This is a genomic window from Verrucomicrobiota bacterium, from assembly GCA_021413925.1.
GTDB lineage: Bacteria > Verrucomicrobiota > Verrucomicrobiia > Chthoniobacterales > UBA6821 > UBA6821.
In genome coordinates, this window is record JAIOPL010000006.1 from 94,775 (window position 1) to 115,783 (window position 21,009).

The following is a 21,009-nucleotide window of genomic DNA, read 5'->3' on the forward strand; positions in this document are numbered from 1 at the left end:
TTCTCCTGCCTCTCCCTAACAGTCTAACAGCCTTCAGTCTAACAGCCTATCTCACCAATGAACTTCTTCATCACCGGCACCGATACCGACGCGGGAAAAACCTTCGTCACTGCCCTTCTCACCCGCAGCCTTAGGAAGGCTGGATTCGACACCGTGGCGATGAAGCCTATCTCCTGCGGGGAGCCAGGCGATACAGAGGCGCTCCGTGCGGCGGCGGACGACGAACTCTCAACCGAGGAAGTCACACCACTCTCCTACTCAGCTCCCCTCGCCCCGATTGAGGCTGCCCGTCTGGAGGGGAGGACTTTCAACCCCGCCGAGGTCATGCAGGCATTCCATCATCTCCGCAGTACCCACCGTTCCCTTCTCGTGGAGGGAGTCGGGGGATGGCTCGTGCCGCTATCGTCAACCTATGACGCCGCCGATCTCGCCAAGGAGATGAATCTTCCCGTCCTGCTTGTCGTCCGCAACAAGCTGGGCACCCTCAATCATGCCCTGCTCACCCTCGAGTCCATCAAGGCACGCGGACTGACCTGCGCGGGAATTGTTCTCAACAACCACCCCTCCGACGTGGCGGATCCGGCCCGCGAGGGGAACGGCCGCCTCCTTGCCGAACTCAGCGGAGTCCCGATCCTCTTCGAGATCTTCCCGGGACAGACCGACCTGGAACTCGCCGTAGCCTGAATTCAAATTAGTTTGGAACTCAGCAATAACCGATGCGAAGTACCGGCCGGGCAAGCCAACTCAAGAAATAAGAAGTTACTATTTTTTTACCACTTCTTCAGCTTTTATCCCCTCTTCCCGATTCATCATTCTTAATTCAAACCTCATCCTTTCCCTGCCATGCGCTCCTCAGGTCCCCAGATCGTTCTTGTCCGCCACGGTGAAACCGAGTGGAGCAAAAACGGCAGACATACTTCCTACAGCGAAATCCCCCTGACATTGGAGGGAGAGCGCCAAGCGGCTGCGCTCAAGCAGAAGCTCTCCGACTGGGACTTCAAACTGGTACTCTGCAGCCCGTACAAGAGGGCACAGCGCACCTGCGAGCTAGCCGGTCTGCTGGAGCATGCGGAGATCACTGAGGACCTGACCGAGTGGCACTACGGTGACTACGAGGGGATCACTACCAAGGAAATCCGCGTGAAGGATCCCAACTGGACCGTCTTCACCCATCCGACGCCGAACGGTGACTCCGCAGAGCAGGTTGCCGAGCGCTGCGACCGGGTTATTGCCCGCGCCAAGGCAGTCGGGGATGATGTCGTTCTCTTCGCCCATGGTCATGTCCTGCGTGTCCTGATAGCACGCTGGCTGGAGCTCCCTCCCATCGAGGGCCGTCATTTTGTGCTTCAGACCGGGATGATCAACATCCTGGGTTACGAGCACGAATCGACGGTCATCGTTTCGCTCAACGCCGAGTCCTTCCGCAACGATCCCCGCCGCGATTTTCATTCGCATTCAACAAGGCACTGAGGAGAGAGGCTCTCACTGGGATTAAGGAGACTAGGGAGATTGAGGGAACAGCTAACAGCATCTCTTTCATCCCCTTTATCCCTGTGCTTTTTTCCTGATTCCGTTATCCTCTCAGATCGTGTTTCAAGTCATCTTCAACCCCGTGAGCGCCTCAGAAATGAGCGCCCTGCCCAAGGACCTCCAGCTCGACCTGTTAGCTGAGTTTCAGATTCTACCCGAGGACCTCAACACGCTGGATGGAGCCAGTTTCAGCACGATCCAGCGAGACGGACGCACCCTCCACCGCTTCCGCTGCCGGGATCACCGGATCTACTTCGAGCGTCATGCCGAGGGGATCTTGATTCGCCGGGTCCTGCACAAGAACACCATCCGCGATTTCCTCTTCCGCTCGAAGCTCCCCATGAATGAAGCCGAGGATAACGGAGATCAGGCGGAAACTACCGACCAGTTTTGGAAGATGATTCACGAGACATCGAGCGAAAGCGTGGACAAGGTCTGATGAATCCCTTCAACGGTGAAGCAGAACGACTGGCATCCTTCCCGGTCGCAAAGAAGCGTATCTTCCTCGGCCATGCAGGAGTGACGGCCCTGCCTGCCTGCGCGGCGCAGGCGATGAAGAGCTACATCGACTCCAGCAGCGAGGATCAGCAGGAGTTCGGAGGTGTGCTCAAGGAAGTGGCCCGTACTCGGGCGGACTCCGCAGACCTTCTGGGAGTCTCGGCGGAGGAGATAGCCCTACTCGGCCCTACATCCCTAGGACTCAGCCTCTTTGCTAACGGAATCGACTGGAAGAGCGGAGACGAAGTTGTCGTCTACGGCGACGACTATCCAGCCAATGTCTATCCCTGGCTGAACCTCCAGAGCCGTGGTGTCGTGATCAAGTGGCTGAAGACCGAATCCCTCGGCAAGATCACTCCCGAGAGCGTCGAGGCAGTCCTCACGCCGGCCACGCGACTCGTGGCGCTCGCCTCCTGTCATTTCCAGACCGGCTGGAGGATCGATATTTCTGCCATCAGCGCTCTTCTGCGCAAGCGGGGCATCCTCTTCTCGCTCGACGCTATCCAGACGCTCGGCGCCTTCCCCACCCCGGCGCGTGAGGTCGATTTCCTCTCGGCCGATGCCCACAAATGGCTACTCGGACCTCTGGCTGCCGGCATCGTCTATGTGGCGAAGGAACATTTCGAGACCTGCCGCCCCACGCTTCTCGGCTCCTGGAATATCAAGTCTCCCGACTTCCTGGCCCAGCGGACGATCGAGTTCGAGGAGGGAGGTCGCCGCTACGAACCGGGTGTCCTGAATGTGGCCGGCATCTACGGGATGAGGGCCTCGATCAGTCTCATCAGCGAGCAGGGGATCCCCGCCATCTCCGCGCTTATCCTAGAGCGGCGCGATCGTCTGGAAGTCGGTCTTGCAGGACTTGGCTTCGAGTTTCTTTCACCCCGAAGCCACGAGCCCCTCCGTTCCGGCATCCTTACCACGCGTTATCCTGCCAAGGATCCTGCCGAACTGATCGCGACCTTGGAGCAAGCCAGCATCTCGGCCTCCTATCGGAAGACCCGAGACCATGGCTTCTGGCTCCGATTCAGCCCTCACTTCTACAACACCGTCGAAGAGATCGACCGCGTCCTAGACGTCCTCTCGGAAGCCATAAAGTGACAAATCTGGAAATCAGGAACACAGAAAAAGAGTTTGAAAGCTTCAAGGGTTACCTTCAAATCCCGGCTCCGTCCGCTTTTCGGATTCTCTAGATTTCATCATTCATAATTCATCCTTCATCCTTTTTTCCCATGCTTCCCGTCGAGCACAACGACCCCGTAAACGCGGCCATCCTAACCATCTCCGAAGACAAGATCGCCGGATTCCATGAGGATCCTTTTGCCTTGGTGGCCGAGCGGTCAGGGCAACCCCTGGAGACCGTCTTGACAAGGATCCGGGCCATGCTCGAGGCAGGCACCATCCGCCGAGTCCGCCAGACCCTGATTGCGAACAACCTCGCCGAGGGCGCTCTGATAGCCTGGCGCGTTCCCGAGGAGAAGCTCGAAGCGGCGTTTGAATTCCTCTTTAAGTTGGATCCCTTCTCAGGCCATGTCGTGGTGCGCTCCACCGATGCCCGCATCGAGGGAGGGGCCTTCCGTCTCTGGACTACCCTCAAGGTCCCGGCGGGATTCTCCCTGATGGAGCATTGTGAACTGCTTGCGCAAAAAATCGGTGCTGACGCCTATCGCATCATGCAGGCCAAGGGGATATTCACTCTGGGAGTCGGACATGTTCGCCGCAAGAACTCCCCTCCCGGTGAACGCTCCGAAGCACCCGCCACAATGATGAGCCCTGCTGTCGTCCATCTCACGGATCTGGAATGGCGCGTCCTCCTGGAGCTGAAGCGCGAGTTCACACCCGAGGAGATCATTTCCTTTCCCTGGCTGAAGAGAGCAGAAGCAGCAGGCGTCACCCCTGAGGAGTTCTATGAGGTCGCCCGCTCCTTCCTGGATCGCAAGCTACTGGGCCGCTTCTCCACCTTCCTGGAGCATGTGAAGCCCTCGGCCACCGGTGTGCGCGTCACCAGATTCAATGCACTCTTCCACTGGGCCGTACCTCCCGGTCGCGAAGCGGAGGCCGGCGCCGAGATCGGACGTCACGATATCATGACTCACTGCTACTGGCGCGAGGGTGGCCCGGAATTCAACAACGTGAACATCATGGGTGTGGCCCACGGCACCGACAAGGAACGCGTCCTGGAGCACAAGGCCGCCATGGACCGCCATCTTCAGGAAGCCGGCATCCCTCTCCTCTATACCAATGTCTTCTGGGGAGGGCGCAGCGAGATCAAGCCCTCCGAGATCTCACCGCTCATCTACAGGGAATGGTTGGAAAGTATGAGTGAGGTATGAAGGAGGGATCCCCTGAATCCTTGTTACTCGTTCGGGATGATTTCCCTGCCTTATCCCCATTCTCATCATTCATCCTTTTTATTTGCCTCCCGGGTCTCATTCCTGCATTCTAACCGACTCTTATGAAAGCCGGTCTTCATCCCAACTACAACCCGACGACGATCATCTGCGCCTGCGGCACCGCTTACCAGACCCGCTCGACCCGAGATAATATCAAGATCGGTATCTGCTCCGCCTGCCACCCTTACTTCACCGGTGAGCAGAAGTTCATCGACACGGCAGGACGTATCGAGAAGTTCACACGCCGCTACGGCAATGTCCGCGCCACCCGCGCGACCAAGCCGAAGCTCGCCACCAAGGCCTAGCTTCCTACTTCCCGGCCACCAGTCGGGAGGACGATTGGCACCGGAATAGGCCGGTGCCGGGCGGCTCCCGATATCCTTGATCGGGAAAAAACGCCATGAATCTGGATTTTAAACCGCTGATCGCCAAGAGGCGTCAGCGCTTCGAGGAGCTTGAGAAGGAGATCACCGATCCCTCCCTCTTCGACGATGCCAAGAAAGCCCGCGAGGTGCTCAAGGAGCATGCCCGGGTGAAGGAACTCATCTCCACCTGGGACGAGATGGAGAGCTGCCGCGCCCAGCTTATTGAGAATCAGGAGCTGGCCTCCGGGACCGACGTCGAGATGGCGGAGCTGGCCAAGGCCGAGATCGAGGAGATCAATGCCAGGATTCCCAAGCTCGAGCAGATGGTCCTCGTGTCACTCCTGCCGCCCCAACCCGACGACGACCGAGACGCCATCGTCGAAATCCGTGCCGGAGCCGGTGGTTCCGAGGCCGCTATCTTCGCCGGGGATCTTTACCGGATGTACACTCGCTATGCTGAGGCCGCAGGACTCCGCTACGAACTGATCGAGGCCAGTCCAAACGATGCCGGCGGCTTCAAGGAAGTGATCTTCCAGATCTTCGGCAATGATGTCTTCCGCAGGCTCCGTTACGAGAGCGGCGTGCACAGAGTCCAGCGTGTCCCCGCGACCGAGGCCCAGGGCCGCATTCATACCTCCACGGCTACAGTCGCTGTCCTTCCCGAGGCAGAGGAGGTTGATTTCGAGCTTCGCCCTCAGGATCTCCGCATCGAGGTCTGCCGCTCGGGCGGTCCCGGAGGTCAGGGGGTCAATACAACCGACTCGGCCGTCCAGGTCATGCACATCCCCACGGGCAAGATCGTCCGCTGCCAGGATGGCCGGAGCCAGCAGAAGAACAAGGAGAAGGCCCTCACCATCCTGCGTTCGAGACTGCTTGAGGAGAAGCGCGAGGAGGAGGCTCAGAAATACGCCGCCCACCGTAAGAGCCAGATCGGCTCCGGGGGACGCGAGGAGAAGATCCGTACCTACAACTTCCCGCAAAACCGACTCACTGAGCACCGCATCGGAGTGACCCTCTACAATCTCGACCGCTTTATGGAGGGAGAGATCGCCGACCTGATCGCCGCCATCGGGGCCGCCGACACCCAGCAGCGTCTGGAAGCATCGGCAGCATCGGACTCCCAGTAGCATGGCGACCGCCATGATGTCCCTGCTGGAAGTGCTCAAGGGAGCCTCCGAGTTCCTAGGCAAGCAGGGTGTGGAATCACCCCGACTGAACGCCGAGCATCTGCTAGCCCATGTCCTAGGCCTCAAGCGCATGGATCTCTACCTGCAGTTCGATAGGCCTCTGGGTGAGACCGAGCGAGCTCCCCTGCGGGATCTTATCCGCAGGCGCGGCACCGGCATCCCTCTCCAGCATCTCCTCGGCACCGTCGAGTTCTGCGGACGTACGTTCAAGAGCGACGCCAGAGCCCTGATCCCCCGCCCCGAGACCGAGCAGTTGGTCGAGCGCGCCCTGACCTACACCAATCTAGGCTCCAAGAATTCTTCTATTCTGGATGTCGCCACGGGCAGCGGCGTGATTCCCCTCACACTGGCCCTGGAGCGTCCCGACGCTATGATCAGCGCTACTGACATTTCCCCCGATGCGCTGACACTTGCCCGAGAGAATGCAGTACTGCTCGGAGTCGATCGCATTATCTTTCACGAAGCGGATCTCATTCCTGAGACATTGAGTCAAAACTCCTTCGATTTGATCACAGCCAACCTCCCCTACATTCCCTCCGCAGAGATCTCCACACTCAGCCGAGAGGTGCAACACGACCCTCTGCTGGCGCTCGACGGTGGTGCTGATGGACTTGATCTGGTTCGCAGACTGGCACCCCTGGCCTACAAGTGCCTTACCCCCGGAGGACACCTCCTGCTGGAGATCGGAATCGATCAGTCGGACGAGGTCACGACGTGCCTCGCAGGGCATAATTATCGCGACATTACCGCCCTCCCCGATTACCAAGGAATCTTGCGTTTCATCGAAGCGATGAAGGGCAATTGATCAGGAAAAAAGAAACGCATTATGGATAAGATTCTCGTTCACGGAGGCAGAAGACTGGAGGGTGAAGTCCGCATCGGAGGTTCCAAGAACTCTGCCCTGCCGATCCTGGCCGCCACCCTGCTGACCAAGGAAAAGTGCGTCATCGATAGGGTTCCCGACCTGAGCGACATCCACTACATGCTCACCATTCTCAGCAGCCTGGGTGCCGAGGTGGAGCGTGCCAGCGGCGTGGTCCAGATCCGCGCCGAGAAGATCATCACGGAGGCCCCCTACGAGATCGTCCGGAAGATGCGCGCCTCCGTCTGCGTGCTCGGCCCCCTGCTCGGCCGTGAGAAGTCGGCCAAAGTCTCCCTACCCGGCGGCTGCGTTATCGGTGATCGTCCGATCGACCTTCATCTGAAAGGGTTCGAGGCGCTCGGGGCCAAGGTTACAGTTAAAGGGGGCGACATCCTGCTCCATGCCGAGAAGCTCAAGGGAGCCCGCATCAATCTGCGAGGCCGCCACGGTCCGACCGTCCTCGGCACCGGGAACATCATGATGGCAGCAGTCCTAGCGGAAGGAACCACCGTCATCGAGGGAGCCGCTGAGGAACCCGAAGTGGTCGATCTGGCCCGCTTTCTCAGCGCCATGGGAGCCAGAATTTCAGGAGCCGGCTCCCATCACATCGAGATCGAGGGAGTCGCCGAACTTCACGGAGCCAATCACTCCGTCATTCCCGATCGTATCGAGGCGGGAACGTTTCTTGTAGCCGGGGCCATCGCCGGATCACGGGTCACGATTACTCGGAGCGAACCGAACCACCTCAGCGCCGTGATTCATGCCCTCAAGGAGGCGGGATTTGACCTTACTCATACGAGCGATACGGTCACCATCTCGCCGAACGGCTCACGAAAGCCGCTCCACCTCGAGACCATCCCCTACCCCGGCTTTCCTACCGACATGCAGGCCCAGTTCTGTGCCATGCTTGCCACCATGAAGGGCACAAGCGTCGTCAGCGAGACCGTCTTTCCCCAGCGCTTCATGCATATCGCGGAGCTCAAACGCATGGGAGCGAACATCGATCTCGCCGATCACCGCGCGACCATTCACGGAGTCGAGCGCCTCAGCGGCGCACCTGTCATGGCCAGCGATCTCCGCGCCTCGGCAGCCCTTGTCCTGGCGGCCCTACCGGCGGATGGAGTAACCGAGATCAACCGCGTCTACCACATCGACCGCGGCTACGAGGCTATCGACGAGAAATTAAATAGCTTAGGGGCTCATATCGAGCGCGTGAAAGCCTGAGCTAGGCCATTTGGTGCTGAGTGGTGTTGGTCACTGCGGTTGCAAAGCCGAGTGCTGGGAAGCATGGATTAGCCTATGTCTTGTCATAGCCCGGAGAGCGAGACCGTCGGGAGACGTCGAGGCAATAGCTGTACTACAGATCCCTTGACCGCATGACTCTTCCCTCAAAGTACCGTCGCTCTAGCACCAAAGTGCTTTTTGACCCCCAAACCGAGCCTCAGTTGTCTTTGGGGACGGGTTGACTCTGTAGTGGAGTCTGTTTTCGGTCGCGGCGGTTTGTGAGGCAACAGGGATCTTGGATACATCCCGCCCAGCAGCCGGTTGGTCTTGGGAGGGGTCGGGTGAAGGGCCCTTGTCCGTAAGCAGGTGACAAAACATCCTCTCTTTTATCCGCAAGGATTTCGGGAGGCAGTGTGTCTTCCTGTTGCTTTGAACCCTTTGCCATAACGGGGTATTTACTCCTTCTCCATATCCAGAAAAAGCAGAATCTTTGCAGAGTCGTTCGGAAGGAAGGGTTTACCCATCTCCGATGAAGGAGATGGGTGTTCCTTTTTAAGTTTTGAGGGATTACTCCTCTGCCTTACTGAGTTTGGTCAAAACTGAGAGATCCTCAAGCGTGCTCGTATCTCCGGTCAGCGACTGGCCACCGGCCACCTGCTTGAGCAGGCGACGCATGATCTTGCCGGAGCGGGTCTTCGGCAGCATTTCGGCGAAGCGGACCTCGTCGGGCTTGGCGATCGGGCCGATGAGCTTGCCGACATGGTTGCGGAGTTCGTTCTTAAGTGCATCGCTGGGTTTGTGATCCTCACGCAGGGTCACGAAGGCAACGATCCCCTGCCCCTTGATCTCGTCGGGACGACCGACCACGGCGGCCTCGGCGACGGCATGATGACTGACTAGGGCACTCTCGAGCTCGGCAGTGCCAAGACGATGGCCGGCGACATTCAACACGTCGTCGATGCGGCCAACGATCCAGAAGTTACCCTGCTTATCACGGCGAGCGCCGTCTCCGGTGAAGTAGGCACCCTTCACCTCTCTCCAGTACTGCTGGCGATAGCGGGTCTTGTCACCCCAGATCCCTCGCAGCATGGAAGGCCAGGGCTTGCGGATGACGAGCTTACCTCCCTGGCCGTGGGGGACTTCCTTGCCATCGTCATCCACGATCGCGGCGTCAATGCCGAAGAAGGGCAACGTGGCTGTGCCAGGCTTGCAATGCGTGGCGCCGGGCAGCGGTGCGATCATGTGGGCTCCAGTCTCGGTCTGCCACCAGGTGTCGACGATCGGGCACTTCTCGTGGCCGATGTGCTTATTGAACCACATCCAGGCCTCGGGATTGATCGGCTCGCCGACGGTACCGAGCAAGCGCAGTGAGGAAAGGTCGTGCTTGGCGGGATGCTCGTCACCCCACTTCATGAAGGCACGGATAGCCGTCGGGGCGGTGTAGAAGATAGTGACGCCGTAGTCGGCGATAAGCTTCCAGAAGCGGTCGGACTCCGGCCAGTTCGGCGCACCCTCGTACATGAAGCAGGTGGCTCCGTTGGTCAGAGGCCCGTAGACAAGGTAGCTGTGACCGGTGATCCAGCCGATGTCAGCGGTGCACCAATAGACATCATCCTCACGAAGGTCAAAGACGTACTTGGTGGTGGCGTAGGTGCCGACAAGATAGCCGCCGGTCGTGTGGAGGATACCCTTCGGCTTTCCCGTAGAGCCGCTGGTGTAGAGGATGAAGAGCGGGTGCTCACTGTCGAGATGCTCCGCGGGGCAATGGGCGGTGACATACTCCATCTCGCGGTGCCACCAGACATCGCGTCCTTCCTCGATGTGGATATCACTATTGGCGCGTCGGAAGACAATGACCTTCTTCACCGAGGTGTCCCCTTCCAGCGCATGGTCGACATTCTGCTTAAGTGTAACGAACTGGCCGCGGCGGTAGCCGCCGTCTGCGGTGACGATGAGCTTCGCGCCGGAGTCGGCCAAACGGTCCTTGATGCTCTCGGAGCTGAATCCGCCGAAGACGACGCAATGAACGGCTCCGATCCGGGCGCAGGCCAGCATCGCGATGGAGGCCTCGGGGATCAAGGGCATGTAGATAAGGACGCGGTCCCCCTTCTTAACTCCGTTGCGCTTGAGCACATTGGCAAACTTGCAAACCTCGCGGTGAAGCTGGCGGTAGGTGATGACCTTTTTGTCACCGGGCTCCCCTTCCCAGATGATGGCCGCCTTGTTGGCCCGCGGGGTGTCGAGATGGCGGTCGAGGCAGTTCTGGGAGGCATTCAACTTAGCTCCGACAAACCATTTGGCATAGGGGAGCTTCCAGTCGAGGACCTTGGTCCATTTCTTGAGCCAGTGGAGTTCCTTGGCCTCGCGGGCCCAGAATTTGTCAGGGCTCTTCACCGACTCGGCATGGAGCTTCCTGTACTCGGCCATACTCTTGATCCGGGCTTTTTTAGAAAACTCGGCGGAGGGCTTGAAAACGCGGTTCTCAACAAGATGGGACTCGATGTTCTGGGACATTCTATGGAGGGGTTAAAATTTTTACTACGGAGCGAATCTCCTTTTCATCAGAAAGCGGGAAAAAGAAAAAGGATAACCTATACAGACACTTCATCACTCTCCGATTTCTCTCTCCATGAGCTGGAAGCGGAATCGCTCGTCGTAGGAACCGTTGTTGTGAGTACGGCAGCAGGCAAGGCAGGCGATCCTCTTCCTTGGCCTGCGGACACGCGAGTGGCTCACTCCGCAACCCGGGCAACTCAGCAGGTAGCGACGCCTCATCCGACGACTCACAAAGGGAAGCTGGTGGGTGCGCTTCTCATCGGGAATCCCAAGATCGCAGCAGGCCTCGCGCCACTCCAAGCCGTGAGGCGCAAGACGGCGACGCCCATAACGATGCTGGGCCAGCAAATGGGCCAGCTCATGGAGCAGGGTCATCTCCACTTCGGACTCGGAGATTTCACGCAGGGCCGGGTTCAGCCAGACCTCCCAGCGTGAAGTGATGGCGACACCGGCAGTGGTCCTCATCCGGGAATTCCAGCCGACGATGACTAGGGGCGAGAGCTTGGGAGCGATCGGATGAAGGAGTGCCCGAGCCTGCTCCTCAAGGAACGGATCGCGTTTGCGGGAATTCCCCGAAGAGTGGGGCTTTCGGGAGGAGAAAGGATTCACTGATGCGGGAGCGCTGTGTCCGAACAGGAGCTTCAGCTGATCTGTTAGTTGACCTTTCAACTGACCCACGAGTGATGTCATATCTGCCGCGGCCGGGCTTGACGTCTCAGAACACGGCTCAGTGCCGCAAGAGTTCCATCAATCGCCTCCGGCGTCGTCTCCTGTCCGAGTGAGAAGCGGACTGTCGCGCGGGCTAGATCCTCGGATGCCCCCATGGCTAGCAGCACGTGCGAAGCCTGGATCGATCCCACCATGCAGGCGGACCCGCTGGAGGCGGCAACCCCTTCGAGATCAAGACCCATCAGCAGAGTCTCCCCATCGCAACCGGGAAAGCTGACATTGAGCGTGTTGGCAAGAGAGGGAGCCGAGGCGGCATTCCGGAATGCCGAGGGGTCGATAGTCCGAATGCCTTGCCAAAGACGATCCCGAAGCTCTGACTCGCGGGCTTGTTTCTTCGTACCAAAAGCTTCTCTCACCGCGACTTCAGCGGCGGCGGCCATGCCGGCGATGGCCGGGACATTCTCGGTGCCAGGACGACGTTCGTTCTCATGAAAGCCCCCGTGCTGGATCGCCTCGATGGAGACCCCCGAGCGGAGCCAGAGGAATCCAGCACCATGGGGTCCATGGAACTTGTGCGCTGTCGCCGAGAGTGCATCGACGCCAAGATCAACGGGCTTGCAGGGAATCTTGCCAAAAGCCTGGACGGCATCGCTATGAAAAAAGATACCCCGCTCCCGGCAGAGAGCTGAGAGTTCGGCAATCGGCTGGATGACACCCGTCTCGTTGTTGGCGATCATCACCGAAGCAAGCAAAGTCTCGGGCCGCAGGGCAGCAGCAAAAACCTCCGGATCGATCACTCCTTGAACATCGACAGGAACCTCGGTCAGCTCGAATCCTTCCCGCTCAGCCAAGGAGCGCATGGTATGAAGCACGGCATGATGCTCGGTGGAGGCGGTAACCAAGTGGTTTTTCGCAGAGGTGCGGTGGTGCCTTGCCAGTCCCAGGATCGCCAGATTGCAGCTCTCCGTACCGCCGGAAGTGAAGATAATCTCATGGGATTTGGCCCCGAGCAGTGCGGCGATCCGGTCACGCGCCTCATCGACGGCAGCACGGGCGACCCTAGCAGAGGCATGGATGCCGGAGGGATTGCCCAGTAGATCCCCCAGAAGGGGCAGCATGGCATTCCTGGCTTCGGGAGAGAGCGGTGTGGTTGCGTTGTGATCGAGATAGATCATGAAGAAAAGATTGGATGAATATTCCCTCAATCGGATGCGCTCGGCAATGCCTCAAAAGCTCGCCTACTCGAATCCGAACAACCTCATCGTACGCTGATGCTCTCCTTGCCATCGTCCTTAGGCTGTAACAGCATGGGGCTTCTTATGACCGCCGATTCGATTATTCCAGACCTTCAGGCCGCAATCCTCTGCGAGGATGTCCGGGCCGAAATTAGCGGCCAACAGACACTCATCGGCGTGATCGGGGCGATCCCGACGCCCACTCTACCGATCGCCTTCTTCAAGCTCTGCCTCTGGACCCGCTGGTGTGGCGGTAGCGGCGACTTCATTCAGAAGTGCCTCATCTATGATCCAGAGGAGGATCAGGCGATTGCGCAGGCGGAGGTTCCCTTTAGCCTGTCCGATCTGAGCGCGCATGCCACCAATGTGCATTTCTTCGGCGGAGTCCAGTTCCAGAAATACGGGACCTACCATGTCGAGGTCCTGATCGACGATCAGATACAGCTCAGGATCCCCGTACCCGTGCTCCAGATGGAAGCCCCCCGACCACCGGGCAATTACTAAGGCCTAGCATCCTAGGATGCTAAAAATCGAGAATCTCACCATCCTCGGGAATAAAAATGTCGGAGATGCGAGGCAGGAGTTCCTCCATCTTCGCATGAAGTTCCTCCCGATCATCTGCCACATCCTCCGAAAGATGGATCAGGCAGAGCGCATTTAGGTTGGCCTCGCGGAGAACCCCTACAAGTTCATTCTTGCTGACATGGGAGAGTTCGCAAACGAGGACATTCGCAGGCGTTGACACGAGTTCCACAAGATCGTCAGCAGATGAAAGATCACCACTAAAGATGGCCCGGAAATCACCAGCCATGATCTCCAGTGAGTAGGAGTTGCACGGGAGCGCGGCATCCGCACCGGGAAGAGAACGGTAGCACTGCTCGAGATGACGATTGGAAAACGGCGTCACGGAGATGCTCCCATCGGCCAGCATCAGCGACTCCCGATCCTTCCATGCAAGCCAGACAGGCGGGAATCCCATCCCCTCCTCCGTGAGATAGAGGGCACTGATCCAGGCACGGATCGGGGCGATCATCTCCTCAGGAAGAGCGATCTCGAGAGGCTTCGTTCGTTCTAGGAGCATCGCCCCCTGAAGCAGGGAGGGCAGGCCTCCGATGTGATCGACATGGCCGTGAGTAATCAGGACGGCGTCTAGATCCCGAATCAAGGTTCCACGATCGCGCAGGGAATGGACGCACGGCTCGCCGGCATCGATAAGCAGATGTTTCCCCTCCAGGAGCAGAAGAGAACTGGCGAAAAAGCGGTCGGCCTGAGGAACGCCGGAACCTGTACCGAGAAAGCTGATGGATGGCATGTCTGGAGAAGGTTGTCCGACGTGACTGAAAAGCGAGTGTAAAGGGGCCTCTAGTAAAAAAACACTTTTTCCTCTTTGACACCTATCGCGTCACTCCCTACTCTTCATCTCCTTTCCCGAAATCCGTATGAAGACTTTTTCCGCTAAAGCCCCCGAGGTTAAACGCCAGTGGTGGGTGATCGATGCTAAGAACCAATACCTCGGCCATGTTGCCGTGCAAGCCGCCAATCTGCTCCGCGGCAAGCATAAAGCGATCTGGACGCCCCATGTGGACACCGGCGATTTTGTCGTCGTGATCAATGCGGCTGAAATCCAAATCGGCGGCAAGAAAGAGACCCAGAAGAGCTACATGAGCTTCTCCGGATTCGTCGGGGGTCATAAGTCCGAGACCTTCCGCCAGCGCCGCGAGCGCCGCCCTGAACTTCTCATCGAGCGTGCAGTCAAGGGAATGATCCCACACAACCGTCTCGGAAGCACGGTCTACCGGAAACTGAAGGTTTACAAGGGTTCCGAACATCCTCACACAGCTCAGAATCCTCAGCCTGCCAAGTAACTCCATTTTTCCAAAAAAAGATCTCTAAATATCTCATGGCCACCGCTAAAACACCTACAACAGGTACGACTGGACGCCGCAAGACGGCTGTCGCCCGCATTAATATAGCTCCGGGTTCCGGCAAGATCAGCGTCAACGGCAAGAACTTCGAGGATTACTTCACCACCATCTCGATGCAGAACACCGTCCTCAAGCCTCTTGAGGTCGTGAATGCGATCAAATCCTATGATGTCGAAGCAAAGACCTCCGGTGGTGGTCTTCAGGGTCAGGCTGGTGCACTCAGCCTTGCGATTGCCCGCGCTCTCAACGAATTCAACGAAGCCAACCGTCCTCTACTCAAAGCGGATGGCCTCCTGACCCGCGACTCCCGCAGGCGTGAGCGTAAGAAGCCAGGCCGCCCTGGTGCCCGCAAGCGCTTCCAGTTCTCCAAGCGTTAATTCGCCCATTACTTTTGGCACGGTTTTTGTGCCACCTTTCAAGAAGAGCTTCCTGCAAAGGAAGCTCTTCTTCTTTATAGCCCAGGCCTAGCAGACAATTCCCGAGACATGAAGCATCATCAGAACCACGTGATCCGTGCAGCATGGAAAGAATCCCTGACTGCACTCCGTGAAAATCTGATCCCCGGACTGCTCCTTCAACTCCTCATGGCCTTCATGGCCGCAGCCTACTTCCTGAATCCCGACGCCAGAGCCGCCTTTGAAAAACTGACGCTTCTGCGCTCCCACTGGGGACTACTTTTTTCCTTTGTCGGCACCTCAGCGGCGTCGGCGGTCCTGCCCGAATTCCTGCGACTCCTTTTTCTGGGAAAACCCAGCACAAACTCTAGCACTCTTGGACAACGTCTTCTCTTCGCAGTTCCTTTCTGGGGACTCATCGGCATGCAGGTCGATCTTTTTTATCGTCTGCAATATGCTCTTTTCGGCCCTTCGGATACGGCCTTGGTGATAACGAGAAAGGTCCTTGTCGATGCCTTTCTCTATTGTCCTCTTCTGGCGATTCCCCAGGCTGTCTGTGTCTTCCTCTGGAGAGATCACGGCTTCACTCTTCACGGATTCAGAGGCCATCATCCAGTGGCATTCTATGCTTTAAGGATTTTCCCTGTCCTGATGGCGAACTGGATGGTCTGGATTCCGCTTGTCACAATTATCTACTCGCTGCCTGCAGCGCTCGGAATCCCGTTCTTTATCGTGGCTCAATCGTTCTGGGTCATGGTCTTCACAACCCTCTCAGAGAGGAAGAAATAGCCTCTCGTACTGCTTCGCACGATTGCCAACGGCTTCCCTTATCTCTTAATTACCCAACACCGACACAACACACACCATGGAACCCAACCTTCTTCAGATTCTCTTTCTCGGCCTCGTACAGGGAGCAGCCGAACTCCTCCCGGTCTCGAGCTCAGCCCACGTGATTGTGGCTGAAAAGCTCATGGGATTGGATCCTTCGAGCCCAGCGATGACCTTCCTTCTTGTGATGCTTCACACCGGAACCATGGTCGCGGTCATCGCTTACTTCTGGAATGCCTGGAAGAGGACCTTCTTTGCTAGCGCCGCAAGTCTCCGGGAGACGGCAGTGAATGTCATCGTGGCTACCGTTGCGACCCTAGTCGTCGGTTTGGCTCTGAAGGTCCTTATCGAGAAGGTCTTCATGCACGGCAGTAGCAAGGGCGAGATGGAAGATCTTTTCGGGCACCTTCCGCTAGTCGGCGGAGCACTCCTTACCGCAGGATTGCTGATCCTGGTAGCGGGACATCTGCGCGGAAGTCAGGGCACCCGCTCACTGGGGATTCTCTCCTCGGTCTGGATCGGCATCTCGCAGGGCTTCTGCCTGCCGTTCCGTGGACTCTCACGATCAGGCACCACTATCTCCGTGGGTATGCTTCAGGGCATCAACCGCCAACGCGTCGAGGAATTCAGCTTCGCCCTGGCGGTGATCATCACTCCACCCGCCGTGGCCAAGGAGCTCATGAGACTGCTCAAGTCCCATGCCGAGGCGGCCTCCCCACATCACCTTCTCCATCTGATCGGCCCAGGTCTCTTCGGCATGATTGGTGCCTTTGTGGCGGGCCTGCTCGCTCTCCGGCTGCTCTCCTCCTGGTTGGAGAAAGGTCACTGGGCATGGTTCGGCTATTACTGCATCGCCTTCTCGGGCTTTGTTTTCTTTCTCGCCTCCCGCGGATACTAACGATACATCACAACTCATGAAGTTCTTCACCCTTCCCCTCTTATCTCTCCTATTGGCGGCTCTTGTCTTGTCCGGCTGCTCGTCAGGCCAGAACAAGGAGACACTGCTGAGTGCTGCCGGATTCCGCACGGTCGTGCCGACCACTCCCAAGCAGATCGCCCAACTCAAGACCCTCCCCCAGCTGAAGGTCACCCCAGTCACAAAGAACGGAAAGACGGCTTTCCTGTTTGCGGATGCCTCTCGCAACACCCTCTTGATCGGAAACCAAAAACAGTACACCGCTTATCAGCAGTATGCCCTCCAGTATAAAATGCAGCAGGACAAGGAGGCGACCGCCGCTCTCAATGCCGATGCCTCGCAGTGGGGCTGCTGGGGTGGGATGGATGGACCGTTCTGGGGACCGGGCTTCTATTAATCGTTACAAGTCCCCATCTTGGACCCAATGTTCGTGAAGCACTCAGCGATCCTACTTCTCTGTATGGCCGGACTGGTGGCCTGCTCGAATCTGAGCGATAAAAGGACCCTCTTGGCCGCTGCAGGATTCAAGACGATTCCAGCGACGACTCCAGCTCAGTTAGCAAAGCTCAATTCCCTGAAATCCGGGAAAGTGGTTCCCTTGGTTGGCAAGAAAGGAACTGTTTATGTCTTCGCTGATACGGCGCGTAAGACTCTTTTGGCAGGGAATTCATCCCAATATGAGGCATACCGCAAGCTGAAAGTAAGTCAGCAGAAAATCGATGCGAAGCTCTTGGATGCCCAGGTCAACATGGATGATAGCGACTGGAACGCTTGGGGACCAGCGCTTGGCTATGGTAACGGTTGGACCGTGGCTTCCGATCCTCTCTAATTAGTCAAACTGACGCCCGCCCCCACATTCTCTCCCCTTCTCATGATAGCTCATGAGTAATGGCAAAAGAGAGAACCTATTAAGCCAAACTACTCGCTAGGAGTAAACTGGGTGATCTTTGTACCCTGAATGCCCAGTCCGGCCATCAACCCCTTCTGGCCGAAGAAGAAGGCGAAAATTCCCTTCTGCATGGTGGTGGTGGACATAGAAGAAGTGAATCCCTCATCGGCAACGACCAGTGATGGAGCGCCACCAAGCTCAAATCCTCCGCTCTTGTTAAGATAATGAAGGGAGTGTTCGTCCATGAAGAAGAGGGCGTAGGAAAACTTCTGGATGCCCGCCTGCAGTCCATAGGAGACGGCCGACGTATTGAAGTATCCGGCGACATGACCATCCTTGAAAAGAACTCCGTTGCCAGTCTGCGCCCCGCCGATGAATCCTGCCTTGTAAACAGCGGGAAAAATTAAGACCGCAATCGATTTCTCGCTGATCGCCCGGGCCCCGGGGTTATTCCTGTAAAGTCTGTGGAGTGCTTTCTCCGACTGATACCTGAGTTCCGAAGCCGTCTCGGCCTTGGCTTGAGGAATCAGCAGCAGGGTGGCGACGACAGCTAAGGCGGCAATGAAACTGAGATGAAGTGTCTTCATGGATGATATTGGTATAGGGTTATAGAAAATTCAATCAGCGCCGGAGTTGCATCTGGACCTCGGCATTGTTCATGGAGAGATCAAGGATGCGCTGGCCCGGCAGCGTCTTGGTGCTGAGGCAATCGAGGTTCCCGTCACGACCAATAACAATAACGGCAAATCCTTTGGTCACATCATAAACGGACGCCACGGCCGCAGGGTCATCCACAAGAATGAACGGGATATTGGAGGGGATGCGCCCTCCCTCCGAGGTAAAAGCGGCAAAGAAAAGCATCCCTTGGGAAGCAAGGCGCTCGTAGCGGCCCTTGAGTTCCTTCATCTGGGAACGGAAAGCTCGGTCCTTGGGCGAAGATGCAATGAGCAGAACGACAGGTTTACCCTTGAGTGAGGCAAGCGTGATCTTGCGACCGGCCGATGCACCTCCGGTAAAACCCGGTGCGGCGTTGACCACCAGAGAATCCTTCGCGAGCAGCTTTATCCCATTTGCTTCCAGGATCAGCGATGTGATCAGGAAGAGAACGATACTCCTGAAACGTGCGGCACTCTTCATGAAGGATCGGCAGCTAGTAAAGTAAAACCCGTGACGACTTAGACAGTCATGAGCTCGGCTTCCTTGTGGGAGACGTGCTTGTCAATCGACTCGACCTGCTTGTCGGTGAGCTTCTGGATCTCCTTCTCGGAGCGCTCAAGATCATCCTCGGTGATGACTCCCTCCTTCTGAAGTTTTTTTGCACCCTCCATCGCCTCACGGCGGCAAGCACGCACACGGACACGCGTCTCTTCGGCGATCTTGTTAATGGTCTTCACAAGATCCTTCCGACGCTCCTCGGAAAGCTCGGGAATGCGCAGGCGGATGAGCTTTCCGTCGACTGCGGGATTAATGCCGATCTTGCTTTCCTGGAGGGCCCGCTCGATATCCTGGACGGTTCCAGCATCGAAGGGCTGGATCACGAGTAACCTGGGCTCGGGAGAGGTAATGAGGGCAAGTTGCTTCAGCTTCATGCTGCTGCCGTAGGCTGTGACATCGATGTTCTCAACAAGGGCCGGTGAGGCCTTTCCGGTGCGGATCGCATTGAACTCATGCATCATGAATTCTCCGGCTTTCTCCATGCCGGCTTCGGCTTCAAAAAGGACTTCTTCTGCGCTCATAGTCTGTGGTGTGGTGAAGGGTGAATTAGGGAAATTTCCCTAGAGGGCTGGCGTGGTATCCGACACGAGGGTTCCGATAGCTTCGCCGCGTACAGCACGCAGGATATTCGCGGGATCGGACATGTCAAAAACGATGATCGGCATGGCATTGTCCATGCAGAGGGAAAAAGCCGTCGAGTCCATCACCTCCAGGCGGCGACTCAAGGCTTCCGAGTAAGTCAGGGTATCGAAACGCTTCGCCTCAGGGTTCTTCATGGGATCGGAGTCGTAGATTCCGTCAACCTTGGTTGCCTTGAGGATGATATCGGCACCGATCTCATTGGCACGGAGCGCGGCGGTCGTGTCGGTCGAGAAGAAAGGATTGCCGGTACCCGCGACGAAAATAACGATGTGGCCGTTCTCCAGATGGCGGATAGCCCGGCGAACAATGAAGGGTTCCGCAACGTTGTTCATCTGGATGGCGGTCTGGACGCGCGTGGAATGGCCCAGATCCTCCAGGGCACTCATCAGCGCCATCCCATTGATCACCGTGGCAAGCATCCCCATGTAATCCGCCGTGGCACGATTCATCCCCCGATGGCTTGCAGCGAGTCCGCGCCAGATGTTCCCTCCCCCAACGACAACAGCAACCTCCACACCCATCTTGCTGACCTCGGCAATGGAGGCCGCCACTTTCTGCACGATCTGGGGCGAGACGCTGTCAGAACTCCCCTTCTCCTTCAGTGCCTCACCACTGATCTTGAGGACGATGCGGCTGTATTTCGGCGAAGACGACAAGGTATCGGACATGAGGACAAATCAAACCGCAGGAGAGGCCCGAGGCAAAGTCAAATCGGCACCATCAAATCCTTCCAACCATGCCTTTACGGGCCAGTTTTCAGCGCTCGACCGCGCGCAAAGGCGGCCGAATGCATCCGTGCCTTTCCCTCGGGCTGGATCATTCGAAGCAGAAGCCCCCCCTCACCGCAGGCGACAAGCACTCCTCGTTCATCGACCCGGAGAATGCTGCCCGGCTTTCCCGAGGCCTTCCGGGCAAGGATTGCCGAATGAATCTTGAGAGAAATCACCTCTCCAGTGGCCGCATGAAGAGTCGCGACGGCAGCAGGCCTCGGTTGAAGGGAGCGGATTTTCTGTTCGAGCCCGACTGCGGGTTGACTCCAGTCGATCAATGACTCTTCCCTTCCGATTTTACCGGTGACGGTAGCCAGTGCATGATCCTGCTGGAAACGCGGAGCATTCCCATGGGAGAGAAGTTCCAGAGCCTCGGACAGGGCAAGCGGGGCCAAATTGGCAAGTTTTTCCGAAAGCGAACCGGCAGTCTCGCGTCTCGCGAGAGTAATGCTTTTTTCAAGAATGACATCGCCGGTGTCGAGTCCCTCGGCCATATGCATGATGGTGACGCCGCTTGTCCGGTCTCCCGAGGCAATGGCTGCCTGGATCGGGGAGGCTCCACGATGGCGCGGAAGCACCGAGGCATGGATATTCAGGCAGGCAAGGGAAGGCGCCTCGAGAAGCTCCTTGGGTAGGATCCGTCCGTAAGCCATCGTGACCATCACTTCCGGGGCAAGTTGCCGAACCCAGGAAATGGCCTCGGGAAGTCGTGGGGATTCCGGTTGGAGCATCGGAATTTTGGGAGCCAGTTTGAGTATCTCCTCCTTGATCGCGGGAGCCTTGAGTTCGCGGTGTCGCCCGGCCGGGCGGTCTGGCTGAGTCAGGACGCCTACCAAGGTGTGGTGAGCCATCAGATAGTTCAGGGTCGGAATCCCGATATCCCCAGTGCCGGCGAAAAGTACGCGCATTCGTA

General features: G+C 57.6%; 25 protein-coding genes. 16 read left to right on the plus strand and 9 right to left on the minus strand.

All coding sequences use genetic code 11. The features are described 5' to 3' along the window. The first annotated feature begins 57 nt into the window (after positions 1-57). The 9 genes from bioD (at position 58) to murA (ending at position 8,056) form a co-directional block, all read left to right on the plus strand. A complete protein-coding gene (gene bioD, locus K8R57_04095) occupies positions 58-684 on the plus strand; it encodes a dethiobiotin synthase (GenBank protein ID MCE9587477.1) in 627 nt (208 codons plus the stop codon). A 159-nt stretch (positions 685-843) separates the two neighbouring features. Further along, positions 844-1,470 (plus strand): histidine phosphatase family protein, encoded by a 627-nt coding sequence (locus tag K8R57_04100; GenBank protein MCE9587478.1) that lies wholly within the window; start codon positions 844-846, stop codon positions 1,468-1,470. Between the two features lie 157 nt (positions 1,471-1,627). Continuing rightward, positions 1,628-1,969, plus strand: coding sequence for a hypothetical protein (locus K8R57_04105; protein MCE9587479.1), 342 nt, complete (start codon positions 1,628-1,630; stop codon positions 1,967-1,969). Then, positions 1,969-3,126, plus strand: coding sequence for an aminotransferase class V-fold PLP-dependent enzyme (locus K8R57_04110; GenBank protein ID MCE9587480.1), 1,158 nt, complete (start codon positions 1,969-1,971; stop codon positions 3,124-3,126). Before K8R57_04105 ends, K8R57_04110 begins: the two co-directional genes overlap by 1 nt. Positions 3,127-3,257: 131 nt before the next feature. Beyond that, positions 3,258-4,358: an Lrp/AsnC family transcriptional regulator gene (locus tag K8R57_04115; protein ID MCE9587481.1), complete on the plus strand. Its 1,101-nt coding sequence runs from the start codon at positions 3,258-3,260 to the stop codon at positions 4,356-4,358. A gap of 122 nt (positions 4,359-4,480) precedes the next feature. Further along, the gene (gene rpmE, locus K8R57_04120) at positions 4,481-4,723 is read left to right on the plus strand and encodes a 50S ribosomal protein L31 (GenBank protein MCE9587482.1); all 243 of its coding nucleotides are present in this window, start codon (positions 4,481-4,483) and stop codon (positions 4,721-4,723) included. 101 nt (positions 4,724-4,824) lie between these two features. Then, positions 4,825-5,910 (plus strand): peptide chain release factor 1, encoded by a 1,086-nt coding sequence (gene prfA / locus K8R57_04125; GenBank protein MCE9587483.1) that lies wholly within the window; start codon positions 4,825-4,827, stop codon positions 5,908-5,910. Between the two features lie 13 nt (positions 5,911-5,923). After that, positions 5,924-6,775 (plus strand): peptide chain release factor N(5)-glutamine methyltransferase, encoded by an 852-nt coding sequence (gene prmC, locus K8R57_04130; GenBank protein MCE9587484.1) that lies wholly within the window; start codon positions 5,924-5,926, stop codon positions 6,773-6,775. A gap of 21 nt (positions 6,776-6,796) precedes the next feature. Continuing rightward, positions 6,797-8,056 (plus strand): UDP-N-acetylglucosamine 1-carboxyvinyltransferase, encoded by a 1,260-nt coding sequence (gene murA, locus K8R57_04135; GenBank protein MCE9587485.1) that lies wholly within the window; start codon positions 6,797-6,799, stop codon positions 8,054-8,056. Between the two features lie 567 nt (positions 8,057-8,623). Here the strand turns inward: murA and acs are convergent. From acs to K8R57_04150, 3 genes are all read right to left on the minus strand, one after another. Then, entirely contained in the window at positions 8,624-10,570 is a 1,947-nt protein-coding gene (gene acs / locus K8R57_04140; protein ID MCE9587486.1) for an acetate--CoA ligase, read from the minus strand. A gap of 93 nt (positions 10,571-10,663) precedes the next feature. Further along, positions 10,664-11,302, minus strand: coding sequence for a SprT-like domain-containing protein (locus tag K8R57_04145; GenBank protein ID MCE9587487.1), 639 nt, complete (start codon positions 11,300-11,302; stop codon positions 10,664-10,666). Beyond that, positions 11,299-12,456: a cysteine desulfurase gene (locus K8R57_04150; protein ID MCE9587488.1), complete on the minus strand. Its 1,158-nt coding sequence runs from the start codon at positions 12,454-12,456 to the stop codon at positions 11,299-11,301. Before K8R57_04150 ends, K8R57_04145 begins: the two co-directional genes overlap by 4 nt. Positions 12,457-12,600: 144 nt before the next feature. Between K8R57_04150 and K8R57_04155 the strand changes: the two genes are divergently transcribed. Then, on the plus strand, positions 12,601-13,020 hold the full coding sequence (locus K8R57_04155; GenBank protein ID MCE9587489.1) for a hypothetical protein: 420 nt from the start codon (positions 12,601-12,603) through the stop codon (positions 13,018-13,020). A gap of 19 nt (positions 13,021-13,039) precedes the next feature. Here K8R57_04155 and K8R57_04160 read toward each other — a convergent pair whose 3' ends face one another. After that, positions 13,040-13,828: an MBL fold metallo-hydrolase gene (locus K8R57_04160; GenBank protein MCE9587490.1), complete on the minus strand. Its 789-nt coding sequence runs from the start codon at positions 13,826-13,828 to the stop codon at positions 13,040-13,042. Positions 13,829-13,955: 127 nt separating this feature from the next. On the opposite strand from K8R57_04160, the gene rplM reads away from it, so the two are divergent. The 6 genes from rplM (at position 13,956) to K8R57_04190 (ending at position 17,409) form a co-directional block, all read left to right on the plus strand. Then, positions 13,956-14,381, plus strand: a complete 426-nt coding sequence (gene rplM, locus K8R57_04165) for a 50S ribosomal protein L13 (GenBank protein ID MCE9587491.1) — start codon at positions 13,956-13,958, stop codon at positions 14,379-14,381. A 35-nt stretch (positions 14,382-14,416) separates the two neighbouring features. Then, complete coding sequence (gene rpsI / locus K8R57_04170; protein ID MCE9587492.1) at positions 14,417-14,818, plus strand: 30S ribosomal protein S9; 402 nt, start codon at positions 14,417-14,419, stop codon at positions 14,816-14,818. 108 nt (positions 14,819-14,926) lie between these two features. Beyond that, a complete protein-coding gene (locus K8R57_04175; GenBank protein ID MCE9587493.1) occupies positions 14,927-15,625 on the plus strand; it encodes a hypothetical protein in 699 nt (232 codons plus the stop codon). A 76-nt stretch (positions 15,626-15,701) separates the two neighbouring features. Next, the gene (locus K8R57_04180; protein MCE9587494.1) at positions 15,702-16,562 is read left to right on the plus strand and encodes an undecaprenyl-diphosphate phosphatase; all 861 of its coding nucleotides are present in this window, start codon (positions 15,702-15,704) and stop codon (positions 16,560-16,562) included. A gap of 16 nt (positions 16,563-16,578) precedes the next feature. Then, positions 16,579-16,977, plus strand: a complete 399-nt coding sequence (locus tag K8R57_04185) for a hypothetical protein (protein MCE9587495.1) — start codon at positions 16,579-16,581, stop codon at positions 16,975-16,977. Positions 16,978-17,010: 33 nt separating this feature from the next. After that, on the plus strand, positions 17,011-17,409 hold the full coding sequence (locus K8R57_04190) for a hypothetical protein (GenBank protein MCE9587496.1): 399 nt from the start codon (positions 17,011-17,013) through the stop codon (positions 17,407-17,409). An 89-nt stretch (positions 17,410-17,498) separates the two neighbouring features. Here K8R57_04190 and K8R57_04195 read toward each other — a convergent pair whose 3' ends face one another. From K8R57_04195 to fmt, 5 genes are all read right to left on the minus strand, one after another. Next, positions 17,499-18,056: a lipid-binding SYLF domain-containing protein gene (locus K8R57_04195; protein MCE9587497.1), complete on the minus strand. Its 558-nt coding sequence runs from the start codon at positions 18,054-18,056 to the stop codon at positions 17,499-17,501. Between the two features lie 34 nt (positions 18,057-18,090). After that, entirely contained in the window at positions 18,091-18,606 is a 516-nt protein-coding gene (locus K8R57_04200; GenBank protein ID MCE9587498.1) for a peroxiredoxin family protein, read from the minus strand. 38 nt (positions 18,607-18,644) lie between these two features. Next, the gene (frr, locus tag K8R57_04205; GenBank protein MCE9587499.1) at positions 18,645-19,205 is read right to left on the minus strand and encodes a ribosome recycling factor; all 561 of its coding nucleotides are present in this window, start codon (positions 19,203-19,205) and stop codon (positions 18,645-18,647) included. A gap of 39 nt (positions 19,206-19,244) precedes the next feature. Continuing rightward, positions 19,245-19,994: a UMP kinase gene (gene pyrH, locus K8R57_04210; GenBank protein ID MCE9587500.1), complete on the minus strand. Its 750-nt coding sequence runs from the start codon at positions 19,992-19,994 to the stop codon at positions 19,245-19,247. Positions 19,995-20,068: 74 nt separating this feature from the next. Beyond that, the gene (gene fmt / locus K8R57_04215; protein MCE9587501.1) at positions 20,069-21,004 is read right to left on the minus strand and encodes a methionyl-tRNA formyltransferase; all 936 of its coding nucleotides are present in this window, start codon (positions 21,002-21,004) and stop codon (positions 20,069-20,071) included. Positions 21,005-21,009: the final 5 nt, after the last annotated feature.